The organism is Streptococcus sp. A25 (genome assembly GCF_043674095.1).
Lineage (GTDB): Bacteria > Bacillota > Bacilli > Lactobacillales > Streptococcaceae > Streptococcus > Streptococcus suis_V.
The window spans coordinates 12,646-32,904 of sequence record NZ_JBIMJO010000005.1 but is presented as its reverse complement, the minus strand read 5'-3'; the positions used below and the strand labels follow the sequence as shown (position 1 = coordinate 32,904).

18 protein-coding genes are annotated in these 20,259 nt (G+C 42.4%); 1 reads left to right on the top strand and 17 read right to left on the bottom strand.

What is annotated here, in order from left to right; genetic code table 11:
- Positions 1 to 67 precede the first annotated feature (67 nt).
- From ACHBID_RS03170 to cps2T, 7 genes are read right to left on the bottom strand one after another with little or no spacing between them, the layout of a single operon-like run.
- Positions 68 to 1,042, bottom strand: a complete 975-nt coding sequence (locus ACHBID_RS03170) for a glycosyltransferase family 2 protein (protein ID WP_394731514.1) — start codon at positions 1,040 to 1,042, stop codon at positions 68 to 70.
- Positions 1,035 to 2,261, bottom strand: a complete 1,227-nt coding sequence (locus ACHBID_RS03165) for a glycosyltransferase family 1 protein (RefSeq protein WP_394731515.1) — start codon at positions 2,259 to 2,261, stop codon at positions 1,035 to 1,037. The genes ACHBID_RS03170 and ACHBID_RS03165 overlap by 8 nt, the downstream gene beginning before the upstream one ends.
- Positions 2,262 to 2,264: 3 nt before the next feature.
- Positions 2,265 to 3,563 carry a glycosyltransferase gene (locus ACHBID_RS03160; protein WP_172063157.1) on the bottom strand — a complete coding sequence of 433 codons (1,299 nt, stop codon included), beginning with the start codon at positions 3,561 to 3,563 and terminating at the stop codon, positions 2,265 to 2,267.
- A 24-nt stretch (positions 3,564 to 3,587) separates the two neighbouring features.
- The gene (locus ACHBID_RS03155; RefSeq protein ID WP_172063155.1) at positions 3,588 to 4,754 is read right to left on the bottom strand and encodes an ABC transporter ATP-binding protein; all 1,167 of its coding nucleotides are present in this window, start codon (positions 4,752 to 4,754) and stop codon (positions 3,588 to 3,590) included.
- Positions 4,754 to 5,560 carry an ABC transporter permease gene (locus ACHBID_RS03150; protein ID WP_394731516.1) on the bottom strand — a complete coding sequence of 269 codons (807 nt, stop codon included), beginning with the start codon at positions 5,558 to 5,560 and terminating at the stop codon, positions 4,754 to 4,756. The genes ACHBID_RS03155 and ACHBID_RS03150 overlap by 1 nt, the downstream gene beginning before the upstream one ends.
- Positions 5,557 to 6,492, bottom strand: a complete 936-nt coding sequence (locus ACHBID_RS03145; RefSeq protein ID WP_394731517.1) for a glycosyltransferase family 2 protein — start codon at positions 6,490 to 6,492, stop codon at positions 5,557 to 5,559. Before ACHBID_RS03145 ends, ACHBID_RS03150 begins: the two co-directional genes overlap by 4 nt.
- Positions 6,482 to 7,636 carry a beta 1-4 rhamnosyltransferase Cps2T gene (gene cps2T, locus ACHBID_RS03140; protein WP_394731518.1) on the bottom strand — a complete coding sequence of 385 codons (1,155 nt, stop codon included), beginning with the start codon at positions 7,634 to 7,636 and terminating at the stop codon, positions 6,482 to 6,484. The genes ACHBID_RS03145 and cps2T overlap by 11 nt, the downstream gene beginning before the upstream one ends.
- 183 nt (positions 7,637 to 7,819) lie before the next feature.
- Between cps2T and ACHBID_RS03135 the strand changes: the two genes are divergently transcribed.
- Positions 7,820 to 8,773 carry an IS481-like element ISSsu8 family transposase gene (locus ACHBID_RS03135; RefSeq protein WP_394731519.1) on the top strand — a complete coding sequence of 318 codons (954 nt, stop codon included), beginning with the start codon at positions 7,820 to 7,822 and terminating at the stop codon, positions 8,771 to 8,773.
- Between the two features lie 125 nt (positions 8,774 to 8,898).
- Here ACHBID_RS03135 and ACHBID_RS03130 read toward each other — a convergent pair whose 3' ends face one another.
- The 10 genes from ACHBID_RS03130 to ACHBID_RS03085 form a co-directional block, all read right to left on the bottom strand.
- Entirely contained in the window at positions 8,899 to 9,444 is a 546-nt protein-coding gene (locus ACHBID_RS03130) for a glycoside hydrolase family 73 protein (protein ID WP_394731520.1), read from the bottom strand.
- A complete protein-coding gene (locus tag ACHBID_RS03125; RefSeq protein WP_394731521.1) occupies positions 9,417 to 13,133 on the bottom strand; it encodes an N-acetylmuramoyl-L-alanine amidase in 3,717 nt (1,238 codons plus the stop codon). Before ACHBID_RS03125 ends, ACHBID_RS03130 begins: the two co-directional genes overlap by 28 nt.
- 304 nt (positions 13,134 to 13,437) lie before the next feature.
- On the bottom strand, positions 13,438 to 14,349 hold the full coding sequence (gene whiA / locus ACHBID_RS03120) for a DNA-binding protein WhiA (RefSeq protein WP_105161112.1): 912 nt from the start codon (positions 14,347 to 14,349) through the stop codon (positions 13,438 to 13,440).
- Positions 14,346 to 15,320, bottom strand: a complete 975-nt coding sequence (locus ACHBID_RS03115) for a YvcK family protein (RefSeq protein ID WP_105161111.1) — start codon at positions 15,318 to 15,320, stop codon at positions 14,346 to 14,348. The genes whiA and ACHBID_RS03115 overlap by 4 nt, the downstream gene beginning before the upstream one ends.
- Positions 15,317 to 16,204 (bottom strand): RNase adapter RapZ, encoded by an 888-nt coding sequence (gene rapZ, locus ACHBID_RS03110; RefSeq protein ID WP_105110929.1) that lies wholly within the window; start codon positions 16,202 to 16,204, stop codon positions 15,317 to 15,319. The genes ACHBID_RS03115 and rapZ overlap by 4 nt, the downstream gene beginning before the upstream one ends.
- A 22-nt stretch (positions 16,205 to 16,226) precedes the next feature.
- Positions 16,227 to 16,604 carry a RidA family protein gene (locus tag ACHBID_RS03105; protein WP_125265809.1) on the bottom strand — a complete coding sequence of 126 codons (378 nt, stop codon included), beginning with the start codon at positions 16,602 to 16,604 and terminating at the stop codon, positions 16,227 to 16,229.
- A 131-nt stretch (positions 16,605 to 16,735) separates the two neighbouring features.
- Positions 16,736 to 17,188, bottom strand: a complete 453-nt coding sequence (locus tag ACHBID_RS03100; protein WP_394731522.1) for a GNAT family N-acetyltransferase — start codon at positions 17,186 to 17,188, stop codon at positions 16,736 to 16,738.
- A gap of 159 nt (positions 17,189 to 17,347) precedes the next feature.
- Complete coding sequence (locus ACHBID_RS03095) at positions 17,348 to 18,682, bottom strand: DUF438 domain-containing protein (RefSeq protein WP_394731523.1); 1,335 nt, start codon at positions 18,680 to 18,682, stop codon at positions 17,348 to 17,350.
- On the bottom strand, positions 18,672 to 18,908 hold the full coding sequence (locus ACHBID_RS03090; RefSeq protein ID WP_125265808.1) for a DUF1858 domain-containing protein: 237 nt from the start codon (positions 18,906 to 18,908) through the stop codon (positions 18,672 to 18,674). The genes ACHBID_RS03095 and ACHBID_RS03090 overlap by 11 nt, the downstream gene beginning before the upstream one ends.
- Positions 18,905 to 20,251: a DUF2130 domain-containing protein gene (locus tag ACHBID_RS03085; RefSeq protein WP_105161108.1), complete on the bottom strand. Its 1,347-nt coding sequence runs from the start codon at positions 20,249 to 20,251 to the stop codon at positions 18,905 to 18,907. Before ACHBID_RS03085 ends, ACHBID_RS03090 begins: the two co-directional genes overlap by 4 nt.
- Positions 20,252 to 20,259 lie beyond the last annotated feature (8 nt).

Below are 20,259 nucleotides of genomic sequence, written 5' to 3'. Positions count from 1 at the left end.
CTCATTTTCTAAAAGATTCAACCATCAATAAAACATTGCACTATTATAGTAGTACTTTGCAAAATAATTACTCCCCTTTTTCCAACGAATAGTTCTTGATATCCGTCCCTAATTCGATTTTATTTGCCAGTCGAATCCCTCTCCATTTTTCAATATGAAAGAGTGGGTTGATGGCTAGCCAATATAGCTTTCTCTTCCAATTATAATCCCTATCACTTACTATTCTTAGACTATCTTTAATACTGGCTTTTAAACTGTTTTTCACTAGGGACAAGATAGACACTTTAGTAGTAATGCCACTATTTATACGAACATTATAGGTTTCGTCAAAGATGCGCTTTCTGTATTCTGATAGTCGAACATCGTTAGAGTGTTCAACCACAGCTCGACCATTGTAGGCCTTGAAATAACCTGCATCGAGGACATCTTTGCCATACTCGTAATCTTCCGAATAGGCAACATCCCTATAACCGATTGTTTCAACCAAAAATTTTCGTGGAGCAGCAGAACAAACATCGCTATAGAAGGATTCTTTTGTGTACTGACCCTGATGTGCTGGGTCCTTCCGTTGCCATATGGTGATTGCATCTTCTGCACCTTGTTCACCAAAGACTGCATTGATATCATACTTCATGGCAGGGAAACAATAATGCCGCGGTTTTTGTCTCCCAAGCACCGCAACAATCTTGTCAGTAATTTCAAATGGTGCAACCATTTCTGAGAGCCAATGTTCATTGTGAGGCACAGCATCTTGACTGAGATAAACCATGTACTCTCCCTGGGCCATTTCAGCAGCCATTTGGCGAGTGCCACCGTGAGAATAATCTTCTTTTTTTAGATGAATAAGCCGTAAATTTCCGTATTGTTCCGCAAATCGCTCTATAATCGCTACCGAATTATCTGAGGAACCTGAGTCAGTCATCAACACATCCCACTCAAAATTCGTTTGTTGTCTATATAAAGCTGATAGGGTTTCTTCCAGGTGATCCTTTTCACCATTATAAACAGGAATAAATACTGTAGCTTTTAGCCCATTAGTCATTTAGTACCTCTCGACGGATAATCGCTTCTACTTTTTTATAACTTTCATCCCATGACAAGCCAGTATATTTCTCACTCATTTCATTAGCATGCTCATCAATATTACTTCGCTCAACCGCTTGACATAATTTTTCTGCCAAAGCAACTGGATAAGCTTCCGTATAGAGGATATCCTCAATATCTCCCAGCACCATGCGGTTATTATCGCCATCGTTCATAACGGGCACACATCCCGCAACCAGAAGTTCCAATGGCAAGAGGGAGACGTTGGTCAAGGACAATACCAAGCAGGCTATACTTTCGTGATAAATCTCTGCTAATTGATTTTTATTTAAAATGCCACGATCGGTGAATTCAAATGGAATATCATAATTTGACATATCTTGACCAAAAAACTCAATGTCATACTCTGGATGACGTTCTTTAAAAATCTTCAGTGCCATAACACCAAGCTCAAATCCACGACGCTCGGTATGAGCACGCGCATAAAAGGCAATCTTCTTTTTCTTGGAAATTGGTGCTTTTGGTTTATAGATATCGATATCTGCACCGAAGTCAAAATAGTCCGCCTGCATTCCATACTGACCAACCTTTTCGACCAACCATTTACCTGCTGTCACTCCGTAAAAACCAAATTTATAGGTCGCTTCTGCCAGCATATACCGTGAACCAACACCAAAGAATATGGGTTCAAAGTCTTGTACAAAATAAAATTTATGAAGATTTTCAGATTGGAGATTAAATACTGCGTAAGCGGTCTCCCAACTAGTCGCGAAAACCACATCTTGATTAGAGAAATCAGCTAAATCTTCCACATCTACATCAATTCCATACGAACGCGAAAAAATATCCTTGGCTTCTTTGGAGGATTGTGGAATCGTATTATTGTGGTATATGTAGAAAGTGATGTGATGCCCTTGACTTTGTAAATACTTTACAAATCGAGCAATCGTCGTATGACCTCCACCACCGGGACCAACTGGTGGCGATACCCAAGCAATATTTAAAGTATCTTTTGATAATTTAGCAGGTCTAATATATGGATGATTGATATAATCAGCTTTAGCCAAATCAATAAATTGAGGCATCTGCGGTAGACTGTTCATATCCACTTTAACAATTTGATTTCCCCCTTGTGATGGATGCAATAAGCGTGACTTAATTTTACGTATAGTAGCCCTCGCACCTTCATTTTTATAAGAATTAATAATTCTTTTCATCCTCTATCTCCACTTAACTATTTTTAGTAGTCCATTTTTTATTTTCTGAAGAAAAACTGCCAACTTATATGTCCTAGACTCATAAATTAGTCTTAATTCTTGAATCAGTAATTGATTTTCTACAACTTCCTGCTCTTTCAATACTATCATCTCATTCAAATATTGAATGTGTAGATTTAAATCATCGACTCTCTCTTCAAAATCTCTGATTCCCTGCCATAAATTATTAACATCATTTTCCAATCTGACCACAATATCCCCAATAAAATTATTCATTGCTAAAACATAATTAGAGTATTCAACAGAAAATAATTGAATTTCCTTATTGTCATTCTCTATCTGTTCTATAAGCTGTGGTAATACATTGCTCAGTTGATATTTTTGTCTAAAAAACTCAACGTTCTCGGTGTAGAATTTCTTTGCATCATCATAGTTCTCCATAATATCTTCAAAAATTTCCTGAGGACTCTTTTGATTATCTTCAAATCCTCTCCCTGAAAAATTATGGTATTCAGCTTTTTCAAAATTGTTACTATTTAGAAAACCTGGACCAGCAAAATGATCATATACGTATATTGGCTTTCCAAGAACTAAACAATATTGAACATTTTTCCCAATACCAATTATACAATCATATTCCGAAAACATTTCGGGCGAAGCTAATTCATATTTTGAACTCCAAACACCCGCATAATCTACTATTATGCCACTAGCATCAAACCAACTCTGTAATTCTTTCAGCTCACTTGGGGGATGGTTGGAAATAATCAATATTTTTTTTAAAGGTCTATTATTAGAATAGCTATTCACTGCATAACCAACTGGAACTGGATTTTGATACATAAATAATCTTGGTATGTCATTGAAAAATCTACTTAAATTTTTATCAACAACTTCCTGTGAAATTGCCAACGTACCAGAAGATAATCTAGATTCTAATCCGAAAACAAATGGTTGCTCCAGGACATGACTTTTTAGCGCTGCCATGTGTAAAAATAAAATTTTAGGAAATTTACTATGGTGTTCTCTAAAACTCTTGACTATTGAATTTGGCAAAATATTTTGACATGAGATAATAAAATCATAATCTTCTAATGAAAATACATGTTCTCTATCCGTAATTACTTTTATATTTCTTTTTTCAAATTCGGACCTCATAGGTTCTAGGAATAAATACGTAAAAACCTCAACTATAGCTCCCTCTTGTTGTAAGTACTCTGCCAATTCTAAAATGTTTAATTCAGCTCCACCAAAACCACGTAACCAAATATGCGTTAATAGAAACCGTTTTTCTTCAAACATATTATATACCTTTAACCATCTTTATCATTGAATTTTTACATCTACTGTCGGTTTCCAATAAATGTTATTCCCAGAACTTCCCCTGTTTATCAACTCAAAATCGACAATCCCACTAAACATTGCATATTCCTTAGAACGATCTCTAGATTTCACACCAAATTCTGTAATAAACTTGCCATTTGGAAAAATATTTTGAATTGAAAATAAAATGGAAGCAAACTTAGCAGATATATTAATGCTCCCTGCAACTTCTTCATCAGAAACCCATCTATATAATAGTTCCCCGCTATCCTTATGAATGGTGAAAGTAAAAACTGGATCCTCAATCACTCGTTCAAATGTCACATCAAAGTTAAATAGCAATTCTTGGTCATCCTTATTCTCAAAATGTGCATCAACACTAATTTTTTCTAAAGAGGTCTTTCTATCTGCTTCTGTAACAACTTCAAATCCATTCAATTCTTTATATAGGCGAGAAATTTCCATCGGAGTTCCAACTACTGTATGATGCCCTTTGTCAATCAACATTGCTTTATTACAAAAACGTTGAACTTGCTCCATGGAATGTGTCACAAGAATAACTGTTTTTTTCTCCCGCTTTAATTTAGCAAAATAATCAAAACACTTTCTCTGAAAAGCTTCGTCTCCGACCGCTAACACTTCATCCAGGACTAAAATGTCTCCTTCAGCTTTTATTGCTATGGAGAATGCCAGACGGACCTGCATACCACTAGAGTAATTTTTCAGCTTTTGATCCATAAACTCTTCTAGCTCTGCAAATGCGACAATATCATCGTACATTTCGTCAATCTCTGGACGTGAAAATCCTAGAAGTGCGCCATTTAAATAAATATTTTCACGACCAGTAAGTTCAGGGTTAAAACCAACGCCAAGCTCAATAAAAGGAATCAAGGTTCCATTGACACTCACATTGCCCTTTTCTGGTGTATAAATTTGTGAAATAATTTTGAGCAGGGTTGACTTTCCAGAGCCATTCCGACCAACAATACCAAAGAAATCTCCTTTTTCTACTTCAAAAGAAATATCTTTTAAGACATGTTGCTCCTTATAACCCTTTATCCCTCTAAAATAATTGACTAAGGTTGTTCTTAAACTTTGAGTCGCTTCTGTAGGTAATTTAAAGCTCTTGCTGACTGATTCGACTTTCAGCGCAATCTCTTTGTTAGACATTATAAAATCTCCGCAAATTTCTTAGAATTCTTTTTAAAAATACTATAGCCAATGATAAACACAACTACTGATAATACATATGGAATAGCTACCATCCATTTATCCTCGTAAATATCCCAAGAAATTGTTGCCCCATCATAAACAATATGGTGGCGCAAATCTTGGATAATCTGGGCAACTGGATTCATCATCATCAACTTGGCTACGCCAATGTGCCCACGCTGAAGAATGTAGGTTATCGAATAAATAATCGGAGTAGAATACATTCCAGCTTGTAAAACAACTTCCCAAATTGGTCCCATGTCTCGGTATTTGACAAACAAACTCGAAAGAATAAAGGCAATTCCTGAAGTCAAAATAACCAACTCAAGAAAGGATGGAATGAGAATGAGAACACCCGCATCCAATTGCACGCCATTGATTAACGCAAAAATTAGAACAACGGCCAAATTGATACCGTAATTTATCGCAGCACCAATAATGGATGAGATGACAATAATTTCTTTAGGAAAATTTATTTTTCTCAACAAATCCCCACGCGCTGCAATGGACAACATCCCCATATTAGTGGCTTCTGTAAAGAAATTCCAAGTTACCATACCGAGCAACAAGCTTACAGCATAGTGTGGCGTTCCGTCATCAAATTTCAAAAATCTGACAAAAACCAGATACATGATAGTAAACATTAAAAAGGGCTTCAATATCGACCACAAATGGCCAATCAAAGAACCTTGGTATCTTAATTTAAAGTCTGTTTTGACCATTTCCCTTAAAAGAATTTGGTTTACTTTGTTGAATAAATTCATGTTCTTTCCTTATAAGCAAATTTTGTTAGGATGAGGCTGGTAAATACCAGTGTGTGAAAGGCTTTGTTTTTCCTCAATCCATGTGTTTTTAAAGTCCGATAGCGTTCTAGCATAGGCTTATCCATGATAGTCACAAAGGCCTCGACCAGATTTCTATCGGTTGGCGCCAAGGGCAGAGCCAGCAGATGACTTGCTTGCTTTTGACTATTGCGAATCAAGTCCCAGTAAACGGAGAAAAGTACATGGGGCCGAATCCATTTTTTAAATCGTTTGGACAGGGTTCTAGCTCCCAAGACATTTTCAGCATGCTGGCGGTACAATTCCGTCGGCTGGTCAACGTAGACTAATTGCCCAAATGCTGTGGCCAGCAAGGCCAGATACCAGTCGTGCATGAGAATGTCGTCTGTCACCGTCCACAGTTCAGCCAGAGCGTGGTTAATCATACTAGTTCCGCCTGTCACTGTATTTTCAGTCAATTCTTGAACCAGCTCGGTATTGGCATGATGAGACTGGCTGCGAATCATACTTTCATTCATGACCTGCAAGTCTTGGTTGACCACTTTTAAGTCTGTGTAAACCATGAGTGGCTGGTCTGCTGGATAGGCTTGAGCCGTCTCCAAAGTTACCTGTAGTTTATCTGGTAACCAGACATCATCCTGATCACTGAAAAAATACACATCAGCCCTCTGGTATTGCACCAAGGCATGAAAGCTTTTAATGACGCCCAGATTTTCAGTGCTATCGGGATTGATAAAGTGAATCCGGCTATCCTGCTGGGCAAAATCAGCGATAATGTCGCGTGTCTTGTCCTTAGAGCCATCATCTCGTATCAAGAGCGTCCAGTCCGTATAGGTCTGCGCCTGAATAGAGCGGATTTGCTCCGCTAAAAACTCCTGACCATTGTAGGTCGACATGAGTATGTTAACGTTCATGTAAAAATAATTCCTCATATTGTTGGACAATTTTCTCCCAAGTATAGTCCTTTCGCATGTGCTCTTTGGCAATCTGCCCTAGCTCCACTGCTTCTGCTTGTCCATCAATTTGGTTGATTAGTTGGGTCAGATTTCCACTTTCCTTGGTCCAATAGCGAGCGCCATTTTGTGCGACTTTACGATTGAACTCCACACCTAAAACAAGATTTTCATTAGTTTGAGCTAGCGCCTCTAAAAGACTTGGATTGGTTCCACCCACTTCATGCCCATGAATATAAGCGCGACATTCCTGCCGCAGATACTTGAGTAAATCCTGATCATAGACCGTCCCGATGAACTTGATTCGCGCATCTCTCTCAAAGCCCGTTTCTTCCTTTAGCTTTTGGAAATAGGCAGAGCCTTCATGATTGGCTACGATAACCAAATCACGCTGGGTGCTCGACTTCATGAACTCCTTGATAGCTGTCGCGTAATTATTTTCAGGAACAAAACGCCCAATAATCAAATAATAATCCTTTTCGCGGATGGACCAGTTGGCAAAAGCCTGCCGTACTTGCTCTGATTGGCTAGTCAGACTGGTCTGACTCAAATCAGTCCCGTAAGCGATAAATGTAGTCTTAGTCCCCGGATAGGCTGATTGAATATAGTCCTCAATCCCCTCATTATCTGCAATGATGAGATTGGCCTGCTTGGCCATCGCTTTCTCAGCATGTTTCAGATAAGCTTGCACAGGCTTAGGCCATTTGGAACGTTTCCATTCTAAACCGTCAGGATTGACAAATAAAACACCGCCAACATCTTTAATTTTCTTGGCAAATGGAGCTATGAAACCACCTATGGTATTTCCCAAAATGTAAAAAATCGGAGACTGCATCTGCTGGTCCTTGACCAGGCGCAAAGCGTAGGAAATGGCCATCATGTCATAGGCGATAACGCGGGCCGGACCTAATTTAGGAGGATTGATGGTAAAGCAATCCGCCCCCAAATAAGCCGAATGCTCCTGATGACTGGTGTCTGACAGGCAAGCCACATGGTAGTGTATATTTTTTGATTCTTGGTGACTGACCAATTGCTGGACGAAGGTCTCAAAGCCACCATATTTTGCAGGCAAGCCACGACTACCTATAATAAAAATGTGTTGCATAAACCTCTCCATTTAACTGCAGTTCTTTGTATTATAGCATTTTTTCAGGTAATCCGCTATTTTGACATTAGGCAACACAGAAAAAGCCTGTAGCGTTACAATAGATGTGAGACTTATAGAAGTCAAAAAGAAGATTCCTTGATATGATAAGAGTACCACCACTCACCAAAAAGGAATCTTCTCATGACTAGTATATCACAAAATCTTCGCTATTTACCACATACTCTAGAAACACGTTACCACGCGGTTAAAACCTACCAAAATGGTGCCTCTGTCGCCTTCATCTGTCGACGATACAAAGTTTCAAAAGCCTCTCTCATGCGCTGGAATAAGCGATTCGACGGCACAAAAGAATCGCTGAAAGACCGTTCTCATCGCCCTCTAACACCGCATCCAAAGGCTCATACCCAGCAAGAGCTAACATGGATTAAAAACTGCATCAAAAGAAATCCAAACGCAACCCTCATCGAAATCTTCTACAAACTCAAAACCAATAAGGGATATGATAGACACCCTTGCTCACTCTTTCGAATCTTGAGAAAGCTGGACTTCTTCAAATCCCCTAAAACAAAGAATAAACCTTATGTACCAAAACCATATGACACTCCGACTAAACTCGGTATCAAGTGGCAGATGGATGTCAAATATGTACCGACTCACTGCTACACAGGTAAACTGCCTGACAAGTTCTACCAGTATACCGTCATTGATGAAGCCAGTCGAGAACGATTTATATTCCCTTTCAAAGAGCAGTCTTCCCACTCAACTGTTCAGTTCGTCAAATTGGCTATCAAACACTTTGGCTACAAACCAAAAATCATTCAAACGGATAATGGCTTCGAGTTCACTCATTTCAAAGAAACCAAACAAGTGCACCCACTAGACTTACTTTGTCAGGAACTTGGTATTGAGCACAAGCTGATTCGTCCTCGAACACCCAGGCATAATGGCAAGGTTGAACGCAGTCACCGAAATGACAATCGACGTTTCTACCAGCACTTGGTCTTCTATTCCTATGACGATCTGATCAAGCAGATGAAAACCTATCTTTATCGTTCTAATCGACTCCCTATGCAAACTTTAGGATGGAAATCTCCTATCGATATCAGAAAAGCTTTACTAGGAGCTAGCTCCTAGTAAAGCTTAACAAATAGTTATCTTCAAAATAACATTTTTGGTCTCACATCATTGACAAAGGTACAGACATTAGGCAACACAGAAAAAGCCATCAAAAATGATGACTTATCCTATGGGTAAAATCCTTAGTTATCAAACTTGTTCAATCCATATCTTTGAATCAAGGACAGTAATTTTTCTCCATATTTTGGGTCTGTTGCATAGCCTGATTTTTGCAAAGCAGCAATTGCCGTTTGATAATCTTTGGCCTGGGTATAGGCTCTGTAATTTTGTGTTCTCCAAGGTGATGACGTAAAGAATTTACTGTAATCTTGGATGCTTTCTGCTACGGAGTTGTAGGCTCTAAAGCGTGCAGTTTCTTGGACAGCTTTCCCATTACGGAACTCTGTCGTTTGTTTGGATACCGTCTTACCTTTCCAAGAGGCGTCTGCCTTGATTCCAAAAAGGTTGTTCCCTTGGGTAGCTAATTGAGATGTGCCCCATGCTGACTCAAGAATAGCCTGGGCCATTACCACACTCGGAACTAGACCCGTGGTTTTAGCAGCTGATACAAGACTATTGATAAATAATTGTTGATTTTTTGATGTCTGAACAAGAGTGTCATTAGATGACTGACGGTGATTTGCGCCTTGTTCAGAAACAACTACTTTCCCCCAACTGCACCATACCATTCATTGATTCCTTGCGCTAAAGCTTTTGCCAATCGAACATGATAAGAATCTTGTTTGATTTTTTGAAGCTCTGTTGGATTATCCATGAAGCCCATCTCAACAAGAACAGCAGGAATTGCTGTCTCGCGAAGTACAGCAAATGTATTTCGTTTTACACCTCGGTTTACCGCACCAGTCTCGCGAACCAGGTTGGCTTGAACCTTATTAGCAAGAACCTGACTCTCTGCTAATCGTGTTGGATCATTATGCTTGGCTTGATTGATTTTTGGTTGGTACTCAGGATAAGCTTGATACCAGTAGGTCTCAATACCACTTGCATTAGTAATTCCCGCACCAGTGGCATTGAAGTGCAAGCTAACAAACAAGTCCGCATTACTTTGATTTGCACGACGAGAACGTTCTGTAACAAAGTCAACATAAGCATCACCTGTACGCGACATCAAAACGTTGTATCCCATTTGCAATAGATTATTTTTCAACTTGTTTGCAACTGACATAACAAGATTTTTCTCATATACTCCGCCATAAGACGCCCCTGAATCTCGACCACCATGACCTGGATCAATAAAGATTGTCTTTGAACGAGCAGTCGTTGTCGTTTGAGGAGTTGTTATTGCAGGTGTCGTTGCAGGCGTAGAAGGTTGGGACGGTTTGGCTAGTTGCGATGCTTGCGAGGTCGTTGATTTGACATCATGTTTGGTAGTTAGAAGTGTGTCTAGCTTCCTAGTCTGGCTATTCTGTCCATAGACAATCATATTGTAAGTGCCAGTGTCGTTTTTATGATCCTTAGTCGCCACTGCAAAAGTGTATTGACCGTTTGACTGACGGCTAGCACGGTAGACCTTCATATCATCCTGACCACCATTAGCTGACCATACTGGAACTACAACACTGGAAACTGTTGATGGAACATTAGAAAGTGCCACGTTGAAACCTGTTGCTGTATTGGTAACACTAGCCGATACCTTACCTGCGATAACAGTTGCTTTTGGCGTTTCGGCCGGCTTGGTTACTGCAGGTGTCGTGGCCGGTTTAGAAGTTTCGACTGGTTTGGCTACTGTTGGTGTAGAGACCGGTTTAGAAGCTTCGGCTGGTTTAGATACGGCTGGAGCAGTCGATGATTGACTGGTAGCTGAATAGTTATGACTGCCACTGAGGAGGGTATCCAGCTTCCTAGTCTGAACATTTTGTCCGTAAACAATCATATTGTAAGTGCCAGTGTCGTTTTTATGATCCTTAGTCGCCACTGCAAAAGTGTATTGACCGTTTGACTGACGGTTAGCACGGTAGACCTTCATATCATCCTGACCACCATTAGCTGACCATACCGGAACTACAACACTGGAAACTGTTGATGGAACATTAGAAAGTGCCACGTTGAAACCTGTTGCTGTATTGGTAACACTAGCCGATACCTTACCTGCGATAACAGTTGCTTTTGGCGTTTCGGCCGGCTTGGCTACTGCAGGTGTTGTTGCCGGTTTAGAAGTTTCGGCTGGTTTGGCTACTGTTGGTGTAGAGACCGGTTTAGAAGCTTCGGCTGGTTTAGATACGGCTGGAGCAGTCGATGATTGACTGGTAGCTGAATAGTTATGACTGCCACTGAGGAGGGTATCCAGCTTCCTAGTCTGAACATTTTGTCCGTAAACAATCATATTGTAAGTGCCAGTGTCGTTTTTATGATCCTTAGTCGCCACTGCAAAAGTGTATTGACCGTTTGACTGACGGTTAGCACGGTAGACCTTCATATCATCCTGACCACCATTAGCTGACCAAACTGGAACTACAACACTGGAAACTGTTGATGGAACATTAGAAAGTGCCACGTTGAAACCTGTTACTGTATTGGTAACACTAGCCGACACCTTACCTGCGATAACGGTTGCTTTTGGCGTTTCGGCCGGCTTGGCTACTGCCGGTGTAGTTGCCGGTTTAGAAGTTTCGGCTGGTTTGGCTACTGTTGGTGTAGAGACCGGTTTAGAAGCTTCGGCTGGTTTAGATACGGCTGGAGCAGTCGATGATTGACTGGTAGCTGAATAGTTATGACTGCCACTGAGGAGGGTATCCAGCTTCCTAGTCTGAACATTTTGTCCGTAAACAATCATATTGTAAGTGCCAGTGTCGTTTTTATGGTCCTTAGTCGCTACTGCAAAGGTATATTGACCGTTTGACTGACGGTTAGCACGGTAGACCTTCATATCATCCTGACCACCATTAGCTGACCAAACTGGAACTACAACACTGGAAACTGTTGATGGAACATTAGAAAGTGCCACGTTGAAACCTGTTGCTGTATTGGTAACACTAGCCGATACCTTACCTGCGATAACAGTTGCTTTTGGCGTTTCGGCTGGCTTGGCTACTGCCGGTGTAGTTGCTGGTTTAGAAGCTTCGGCTGGTTTTGGCGCTGGGGTTGTTGCTGGCAAACCTGCATGTTTCTTATAATAGTCAGAAATTCCTTTGACAATTCCATCAACCAATTTTTCCTGATAAGCTGCGGACGAGATTTTTGCTGACTCTGCACTATTGGACATATAGCCCAACTCTAGCAAGACCGCGGGAGCAGTCGTCTCACGCAAGACCTGGAAAGTTCTCCGCATCACTCCACCGTTTCGAGCACCAGTATTGGTAATTAGATTAGATTGGATGCTGTTTGCCAAACTTGCACTCAAATTTATGCGCTGAGCATCATTGTGATACTGGCTATTGATTCGCGCAGGATACTCTGGAAAATACTGATAATAGTAAGTCTCAATCCCATTAGCAGAAGGAGACGTCGAAGCATTAAAATGAATACTTACAAAAATATCTGAAGAAGTCCGATTGGCTTTTTCAGAACGCGGCAATAAACCAACAGAGCTATCTGCCGTTCGAGTCAATTCCACTCGGAAACCTTGCGCTTCAAGCTTTGATTTTACACGATTCTGAATCTGTAGGTTCAAATCCTTTTCATTTTTACCAAAATAAACAGCACCGGGATCACTACCACCATGTCCTGCATCTAAGTAGACAACTTTATTGAAGACATTGTACTGCCCTTGAGATGCTGAACCACCGGATACTGATGTCGTAGATGCGGATGGCTGAACAGGAGTATTTACGGGCGTTGTCGGCGCAACCGTTCCTACAGAAACATAGCGTCGATTTCCGCCATAAGAAATGTAACTTAACCATTTATGCTGGTCCGCAGTTACCACACTGTCATAATTAACCGTTTGCCCCTTTTCATAGCGTGCCAAATCTGGACTTGAAATCTTTGGCTCACTCTTAACACCTGTAGCCTGAGTAAAGACATAACTACCTGAAGGTGCTACATTTGGGGCTACTGGTTCTGTTGATGCTACAGTTGGCGTCGTTTGGCTTGCTTGATTTGAAACAGCTTGGGTGTTCCCTGACTGTGGCATCGATCTCAAAGAGGTCGTTCCTGTCGTGTCAGTTGGTTGAGTCACTGCTTCCGCTGTCGCTTCTGTGGTTACCGTAGTTTCTGTGGCAGCAATAGGATCAACTGAAGGAGCAGTCGCTACCGTTGATGTTGAAGGCGTAATCACTGGACTAACATCCGACGAAACCGGCACTTCTTCAGCAGATGCTGTTTGAGTGGCCATAAAGGACACGCTTGCCAATAAAACAGAAGCAGCACCAAATGAATACTTCCGAATCGAAAAACGTTGTTTTTGATCAAATTTCATATAAATCTCCTATGTGTACAAACATATCTATCAACAATCACAAGCTAAATCTGGTCCCAAAACGTCCATATCAATTCGACACCACATTTTGTTGTGAGCACAAAAACTTCTGCCAACATTCTACCATATATAGAAAAAACTTGCAATGATAAACAACTATTCTGTAACTATTATTTCGTTTAAACATTCTACTACAAAATTTGCTGCCTACAGAACCTCTTTTTTTAAAAATCAACGAGAACCTCAGTTTGGTAAAGGGCTAATTTTTACATAAAAAATAGCCTGAATACAGGCTATCCACTCCCTACAATTCCTCAGCTATCTTATTAATTTTCCGCAGGCGGTGATTGACACCGCTCTTGGTAATCGGGTTGGTCAAGCTATCCGCCAATTGCTGGATAGAATAGTCAGGATGCTGGATGCGGAGCTGGGCCACTTCCTGCAAATCTCCAGGCAACTGGTCCAGTCCAATGGTCTCCATAATCTTACTGATATTGTTAATGGTTTTCATGCTAGCAGTGACTGTCTTGGCAATATTGGCCGCCTCGGCATTAGTCGCACGATTGAGATCGTTTCTGGCCTCGCGCAGGAGCTTGACATTTTCAAACTCGGTCTTTGCCTCTTCTGCCCCAATGACCAGGAGGAAATCCATGATATCCTCGGCTCGTTGCAAATAGGTAATGGTCCCTTTTTTTCGTTCAATCACCTTGGCATCCAGCAGAAATTTCTGCATCAAGTCCGCCAAGTCAAGAGCATGGTCGCTGTAGACCGAGGCAATTTCCAGCTGGTACTTACCTTTTTCAGGGTCCTTGACAGAGCCCGCCGCCAAAAAGGCACCACGCAGATAGGCCTGGCTCCAGGAATCATTTTCCAATACCAGCGGTGAAATCCCCGTCTCCAAGCCGAAAAAGCTATCTGCCAGATAGAGGTCGTTGAGAATATCATTGACCCCGTCCTCGATATGAACAGAATAAATCCTATTCTTTCTAAGGTTTTGCCGTTGGTGGTGACGGATTTCCGCCTTAATCTGGTAAAAGGTCTGGAGCATTTCATAGACATGCCGAGCAATCTTGGCATTTTCAGTCGTAATGGACAGGGTCAAACCTGACGATGCCAGACCTAGACTGCCTGCCAGCTTGATCATGGCCGACAACTCCGACTTATTTTGACTGGACTGAATCAGCAATTCTTCCTTGACTTGTATCGTAAAACTCATGACCGCACCTGCAAGATATTGAGTAATTCTTCTACTACAAAATCACCGTCGTGAAAAGCTCCGCCATTTTCCAAACGAAGAAAATTCGACGAAATCACGCGCCGCGCCTGGTCCTGAAGCCCTGCAAAATCGTGCTTGACCTGGACTAGATACTCATCAAACTGGTGGGTATCCATGTAGTCCTGTGGCACAGGCTCGATGTTGACCAGGACGGTGTCGATAAACCGGCAGGCCAGATGGGCATTGAGGACCGCAGCGTGGTCAGCATCTGAGAAGAACTCCGTCTCCCCGCGCTGGGTCATGATGTTGCAGACATAGACCACCTCCGCCTTGGTCTCCTTGAGAGCTTGTCCAATCTCGGGAATCATAAGATTGGGTAGAATAGAGGTGTAGAGGGAGCCAGGTCCCAGCACCACCAAATCGCTGTCCATAATGGCATCCACTACCTGCGGACTGGCTGTTGGGGTTTGATCATTGTAGGTATTGGTGACAAATACATGCCCAATCATGCCTGGATGCTTGGAAATTTTACTTTCACCGACCACCTCAGTCCCATCAGTAAAGACGGCATGGAGGGTCAGCGGATGCTCACTGGAAGGGTAGATTTTCCCTGTCGTATGGAAAAAGCGGGTCAAGAGCCGCATGGCATTGTAGGTCGATCCCTGCATCTCAGAAATCCCAGCGATGATGAGATTGCCCAGCGGATGCCCTGCCAAGGGACCGTCGCTGGCATCAAATCGGTACTGGAAAATCTGCTCATAGAGCTTGGGCATATCTGACATAGCCAGGAGGACATTGCGCAAATCACCCGGCGGTGTAACCTGGAGGGCATGGCGAATCTCACCAGACGAGCCTCCGTCATCTGCCACCGTCACGATAGCTGTAATGTCCGCATCCTTGTTGCGCAGGCTTTTGAGAATCACAGGAATCCCCGTTCCTCCTCCGATAACCGTAATCTTTGGCTTTCTCATGACCGATTGACCGTCTCTTTCCGCTTGTCTTTGTCCCGATGACTCAGGTTGACAAGCCAGTTTTTCTCTAGGTCTTCTGCTAGGCGTTTGGCAAAGGCTACACTGCGGTGTTGACCGCCCGTGCATCCGACTGCTATGGTCAGAACTGATTTACCTTCCTTCTGGTAACCTGGCAGAATTGGCTCGATCAAGCTTATCAAATGGCCGTAGAACTCTTCTGATTCCTGGTGGTCCATAACGTAATCGTAAACCGGCTGGTCCATCCCTGTCAGATTGCGCAGTTCGGGCTTGTAATATGGATTTGGCAAGAAACGCACGTCAAAGACCAGGTCCGCATCTAGAGGTAGGCCGTACTTAAATCCGAAGGATAGGACTTCCACCCTGAAAGACGGCTGATTGTCCTGGCTAGCGAATTGCTCAGAGATGGCCATACGTAGGTTTCTCGGTGTCAAATCCGAGGTATCAATCACATTCTGACTCATATTTTTCAAGGGAGCTAGAAGTTCGCGCTCTAGATTGATACCGTCGAGAACTCGGCCGTCTGCAGCCAGAGGGTGAGAACGGCGGGTCTCCTTATAGCGGGCCACCAATTCACTATCCGTGGCATCCAGGAAGAGAATCTTGAAGTCCAGGTCTTCTGCGGTTTCCAGGTCATCTAGAACTTCACGGATTTCCGCAAAGAAGGACCGGCTCCGCATGTCGACAACCAGGGCAATCTTGTTATTGTCCTTGCTGGCATGGATGAGCTCGATAAATTTTGGCAATAGGGTCGGTGGCATATTGTCAATGGTAAAGTAGCCCAGGTCCTCAAAGGACTGGATAGCGACTGTCTTACCGGCTCCCGACATCCCTGTCACGATAACTAGTTGGAGTTTGTCTGCCATGGCTAGACCTCCTTTTTCTGATTTATTCAACAACGGCGATGACTTCGATTTCAACCTTCACATCGCGTGGCAGGCGAGCAACTTCTACAGCTGAGCGGGCTGGAAAATCGGATGAGAAGGCTGTTTTATAGACCTCATTAAAGAGTACAAAATCATTCATATCCTTGAGGAAACATGTTGTTTTGACAACGTGGTCAAAGTCTGTTCCAGCTTCTGCTAGGATGGCTGCAATATTTTTCAAGACTTGTTCGGTCTGTTCTTGAATGGTCTCACCAACCACTTCACCCGTTTCTGGTGATAGGGGTACTTGGCCTGATGCGAAGAGCAGATTACCTACGACCTTACCCTGAACGTACGGGCCGATAGCTGCTGGTGCTTTGTCTGTGTGAATAGTTTTCATAGTATATCTCCTTTTGTTTTCTAAATCTATTATAGCATAGGTTGCTAGGATTGAGGTAGTTTTGGGAATTCTTTCCATGGATAATCCCTGAAATTTTATGTAACAAAAAAGGCTGGACATGGATTCCAACCTTATCTAGAGCTTCTTATTTTTTCTATTAAAATCTCAATAAAGCATGATATCATGTTTCCAGTGGCTTGATAAAATACAGAGAGGTTATCGTCGTTGTAGGCAGAAGCTTCAATTGCCAGAGGGCTGTCCTCATACCAAACACCAGTCCCATCCGGAATAAAACCGTTTTGCACATAAAGTTTCTGAGCCTTGCCATAATGAGCATTCAAACCAACACCTATCCCTATCTGGGATGTAAAATCGGATACAAGTTGGCAGATAGCATCCAATAATCTGTAGCCAATTCCCTGACCCTGAAAATGTTCAAAGACAGTAAAATCGACAATTTCAGGAATACCTGTCTGAGAAAATCGCCCCTTCTTGGGACATTTGACAAGGGTAATATAACCCAGACAGGCCTGCTCATTTTCAGCTACCAAAACCTGGTGCTCACCTTCTTCCTGCTCCGTCAAATAACTTTCCAGGATTGCCTTCCGCGACGGCCAGCCCTGCTCTAAAAAGCCTGAACTAGCTTCTCAATATGACAAGCCTCTAAATGAACTATTCTAATCATGTCACACTCCTCTGTATAGATAAACACAAGACATCTTTAAGTAATATGATAGGTGTAACTAAATCTCTCTAGAAAAATCACTGTCTAGTTCCCGATAGGATTGGATATTTTGAACATATTCTAAGACGCCTTGAAATTGGTCTTCTTGATCACGAACCGCCTTGTAAACGACATAAACAAAGGTTTCTTCATCCTTTTTGAACCACATAGTCACTTCATTTTTCTGTCCACTGCGCAGGAGTTCAAAGATTTTTTTGACCTTGTCAACAATTTTCGGTGGATGACAGAGTTCGACATTGCGTCCGATTTGACTAGGTGTCCGCTTGAAAATCATTTCCTCAACTGGATGGCTATCATTGTAATATTGGAAAATGTCATCCTTGTTCACGAAGGTTAATTCCAATGGTAAATGATTAAGGATGAGATTCGCTTGTTCAAGAGTCAAATAACCATTGCCAAAAGGCTGTGGACTAGCAGGGTCCAGAACTGATGTGGTCGGTTCTTTTGGTGTGAAGGAGATAGTAAACTGTCCCTCTGGCGTATCAATCACCCTCACATTGGGATCGCTTGCCTGCGGTGTCGACAGTGTGTCAGTCTGCTCTGCTATTTCTCCAAAAGAAACCCGATGGAGAACCCATTTTGCTGTAGGTTTCACAATTGCGTAGCCATAAGCATCACTTTCAGCGGCAATCTGCAACCAATCATCTTGTGTAAAAGTCTCCAGCAAAATCATTAGCAAGATCGCTTCTTCCTTGAAAATCATCTCTTCAAACTCAGTGGCGAAACTTTCAAAAGTTCGACGAACAGTTTCTATATCTCCATCTGGCAAGGTATCTAAAGCCTTGCGGGCTTCCTTAAAGAGCAGACGAATATCATCATCTACGCCCCACATTACCTTGGGTGGCGCATCATGACCATAGCGCTCCATGATTGGAAAGAAGAGTTTTTCCTTGCGCGTATAATGATGGTCAAACTGACCTAACAATTTATATTGACGTTGCAAACCTTGGAGAAGTTGGTCGCGCACTTCTTCCTCCTCCACTTGCTCATACTGCTCTAAAATCCGACGAATGCGCAATAAAGCTCCACGAAGTGCAAGATTTTCTTGTTTAAAGACATAAACAGGATGACCTTCTTGATCCATGTCTGCCACTTGGACATCCGATATAGCTCCCTTGAAAAGATTGGCATGAACATTACATAAGCCCATAACATCTTCGAAGGTAATCCCCGTATCGCTGGACATGAGTTCGTGTTCCATCATCGAAATTTCCAGCGCTGACACACCTGTAAAATGCTGATTAAATTGTTCCTGAACGGACTCCGCGCTAGCTCCGTTGTGCAGGTCCAAAAGGATATTTTTTAAAATATCTATTCGCTGTTCACTCATCATTGCCTCCTACTACCTGATACCCATTCCACTCTAAGGTTTGTTGGATTTGTTTCAACGAAATCTTGGTCATTTTAGAACCCATTTTCAGACTGGTTACCTTTCCAACTGTGTGAAGCATGGCAGGATTGGCCAAAGGCTTGAAACCAAGCTCCACCAGAATATCCTTGACTTCTGGGTGCTGGTTGATAATCTCTGCAACAGGCAGATTTAGGTCGATGGTGTTCATTGTTTTTCCCCCTTCAACGCCTCAAACTTGGCTTTCATGGTTGGATTGTTACGGGTTAGCTTTTTGACCGTGACGTCATCCAGTTTGTTATTGGCCAGACGGAGCTGATTTTCTGAAGTTGTCAGAGCAGCTTTGACCGCCTCCATCCGCTTGATAGCCTTATCAATCTCGTCAATGGCTTTTTGGAAATTGGTGCTGGCTGACTGGTAGTTCTTGGCAAAGGCTGTTTTAAAGGTCGCCAAATCTTCTTCAAAATGGGTAATATCGATATGCTGTTCTCTGACCAAGGCCAACTCTTGCTTGTATTTCAAACTATTGAGCGCCGCATTGCGTAAAAGTCCTATCAACTGTATAAAAAACTGAGGACGAACCACATACATTTTCTCGTACTTGTGGCTGACATCAACAATCCCCGTATTGTAGTAATCGTTATCCGCCTCTAGCATGGTCACTAGCACCGCATATTCACAGTTCTTCTCACGACGATCCTTGTCCAATTCTTTGAAAAAGTCCTCATTCTTATGCTTTTTAACCGTGTCATCCGCCTCATTTTTCATCTCAAACATGATGGAAATGATTTCTACACCATTTTCATCCGTCTCGCGGTAGATGTAGTCGCCCTTGGACCCACGCGCCGACACTTGATTATCTTTTTCAAAATAAGCATTGGGAAAGGCTAACTGTCGAACCTTATTGAACTCCGACTCAGCATACAATTCCAAACTTTCACCGATAGCCTTGGTCGATTGCTGGGCCTTGAAGTTCTTATAGAACTCTACCTGCTCGCTAGCCGCCTTGAGCTGAACCTCATACTCCTGCCGAGTGGTCGCCAGCGCCAATTCCTGCTTCTGCTCCTGCAAAACCAAGGCATTCTGGGCCGCATCCCGCTCCTTCTCAACCTGAGCCACTGCCTGCTGCAACTCCAAATCCTTGGACAGACCCACTTGCTCCAATTTTGCCTTTAGCTCTAGGATTTCTTGGTCTTTTTGGGAAATAGCAGAGCTAATTTCATGTTCCGTCTGACTAGTCAGTTTGTCCAGCTGAGCCTGAAGTGCCATCAACTCCTTATCCTTTTGAGCAATAGCAGAGCTGACCTCATGTTCCGTCTGACTAGACACCTGCTCAACCTTAGCTGTCAGTTCTAAAATAGCCTTATCCTTGTCAGCCAATTTAGCCTGCAAGTCATTTTCAGCCTTCTGAGCCAGCAACTCTGTCTCACGCGCCAAACGATCATGAACTTCCTTATCAAACTCCACACCACGAACCTGAGCCAAAAGCTGGCTGTATTCTGTTTCATTAACTTGAAAAGCCGTTCCACAATGCGGGCAAGTAATATTGTGCATGATTTTCT

What these genes read in the sequence shown, in the direction of transcription:
- ACHBID_RS03170 (WP_394731514.1), bottom strand. Translation starts at nt 1,042, where the DNA reads ATGACTAATGGGCTAAAAGCTACAGTATTTATTCCTGTTTATAATGGT.
- ACHBID_RS03165 (WP_394731515.1), bottom strand. Translation starts at nt 2,261, where the DNA reads ATGAAAAGAATTATTAATTCTTATAAAAATGAAGGTGCGAGGGCTACT.
- ACHBID_RS03160 (WP_172063157.1), bottom strand. Translation starts at nt 3,563, where the DNA reads ATGTTTGAAGAAAAACGGTTTCTATTAACGCATATTTGGTTACGTGGT.
- ACHBID_RS03155 (WP_172063155.1), bottom strand. Translation starts at nt 4,754, where the DNA reads ATGTCTAACAAAGAGATTGCGCTGAAAGTCGAATCAGTCAGCAAGAGC.
- ACHBID_RS03150 (WP_394731516.1), bottom strand. Translation starts at nt 5,560, where the DNA reads ATGAATTTATTCAACAAAGTAAACCAAATTCTTTTAAGGGAAATGGTC.
- ACHBID_RS03145 (WP_394731517.1), bottom strand. Translation starts at nt 6,492, where the DNA reads ATGAACGTTAACATACTCATGTCGACCTACAATGGTCAGGAGTTTTTA.
- cps2T (WP_394731518.1), bottom strand. Translation starts at nt 7,636, where the DNA reads ATGCAACACATTTTTATTATAGGTAGTCGTGGCTTGCCTGCAAAATAT.
- ACHBID_RS03135 (WP_394731519.1), top strand. Translation starts at nt 7,820, where the DNA reads ATGACTAGTATATCACAAAATCTTCGCTATTTACCACATACTCTAGAA.
- ACHBID_RS03130 (WP_394731520.1), bottom strand. Translation starts at nt 9,444, where the DNA reads ATGGTATGGTGCAGTTGGGGGAAAGTAGTTGTTTCTGAACAAGGCGCA.
- ACHBID_RS03125 (WP_394731521.1), bottom strand. Translation starts at nt 13,133, where the DNA reads ATGAAATTTGATCAAAAACAACGTTTTTCGATTCGGAAGTATTCATTT.
- whiA (WP_105161112.1), bottom strand. Translation starts at nt 14,349, where the DNA reads ATGAGTTTTACGATACAAGTCAAGGAAGAATTGCTGATTCAGTCCAGT.
- ACHBID_RS03115 (WP_105161111.1), bottom strand. Translation starts at nt 15,320, where the DNA reads ATGAGAAAGCCAAAGATTACGGTTATCGGAGGAGGAACGGGGATTCCT.
- rapZ (WP_105110929.1), bottom strand. Translation starts at nt 16,204, where the DNA reads ATGGCAGACAAACTCCAACTAGTTATCGTGACAGGGATGTCGGGAGCC.
- ACHBID_RS03105 (WP_125265809.1), bottom strand. Translation starts at nt 16,604, where the DNA reads ATGAAAACTATTCACACAGACAAAGCACCAGCAGCTATCGGCCCGTAC.
- ACHBID_RS03095 (WP_394731523.1), bottom strand. Translation starts at nt 18,682, where the DNA reads ATGATGAGTGAACAGCGAATAGATATTTTAAAAAATATCCTTTTGGAC.
- ACHBID_RS03090 (WP_125265808.1), bottom strand. Translation starts at nt 18,908, where the DNA reads ATGAACACCATCGACCTAAATCTGCCTGTTGCAGAGATTATCAACCAG.
- ACHBID_RS03085 (WP_105161108.1), bottom strand. Translation starts at nt 20,251, where the DNA reads ATGCACAATATTACTTGCCCGCATTGTGGAACGGCTTTTCAAGTTAAT.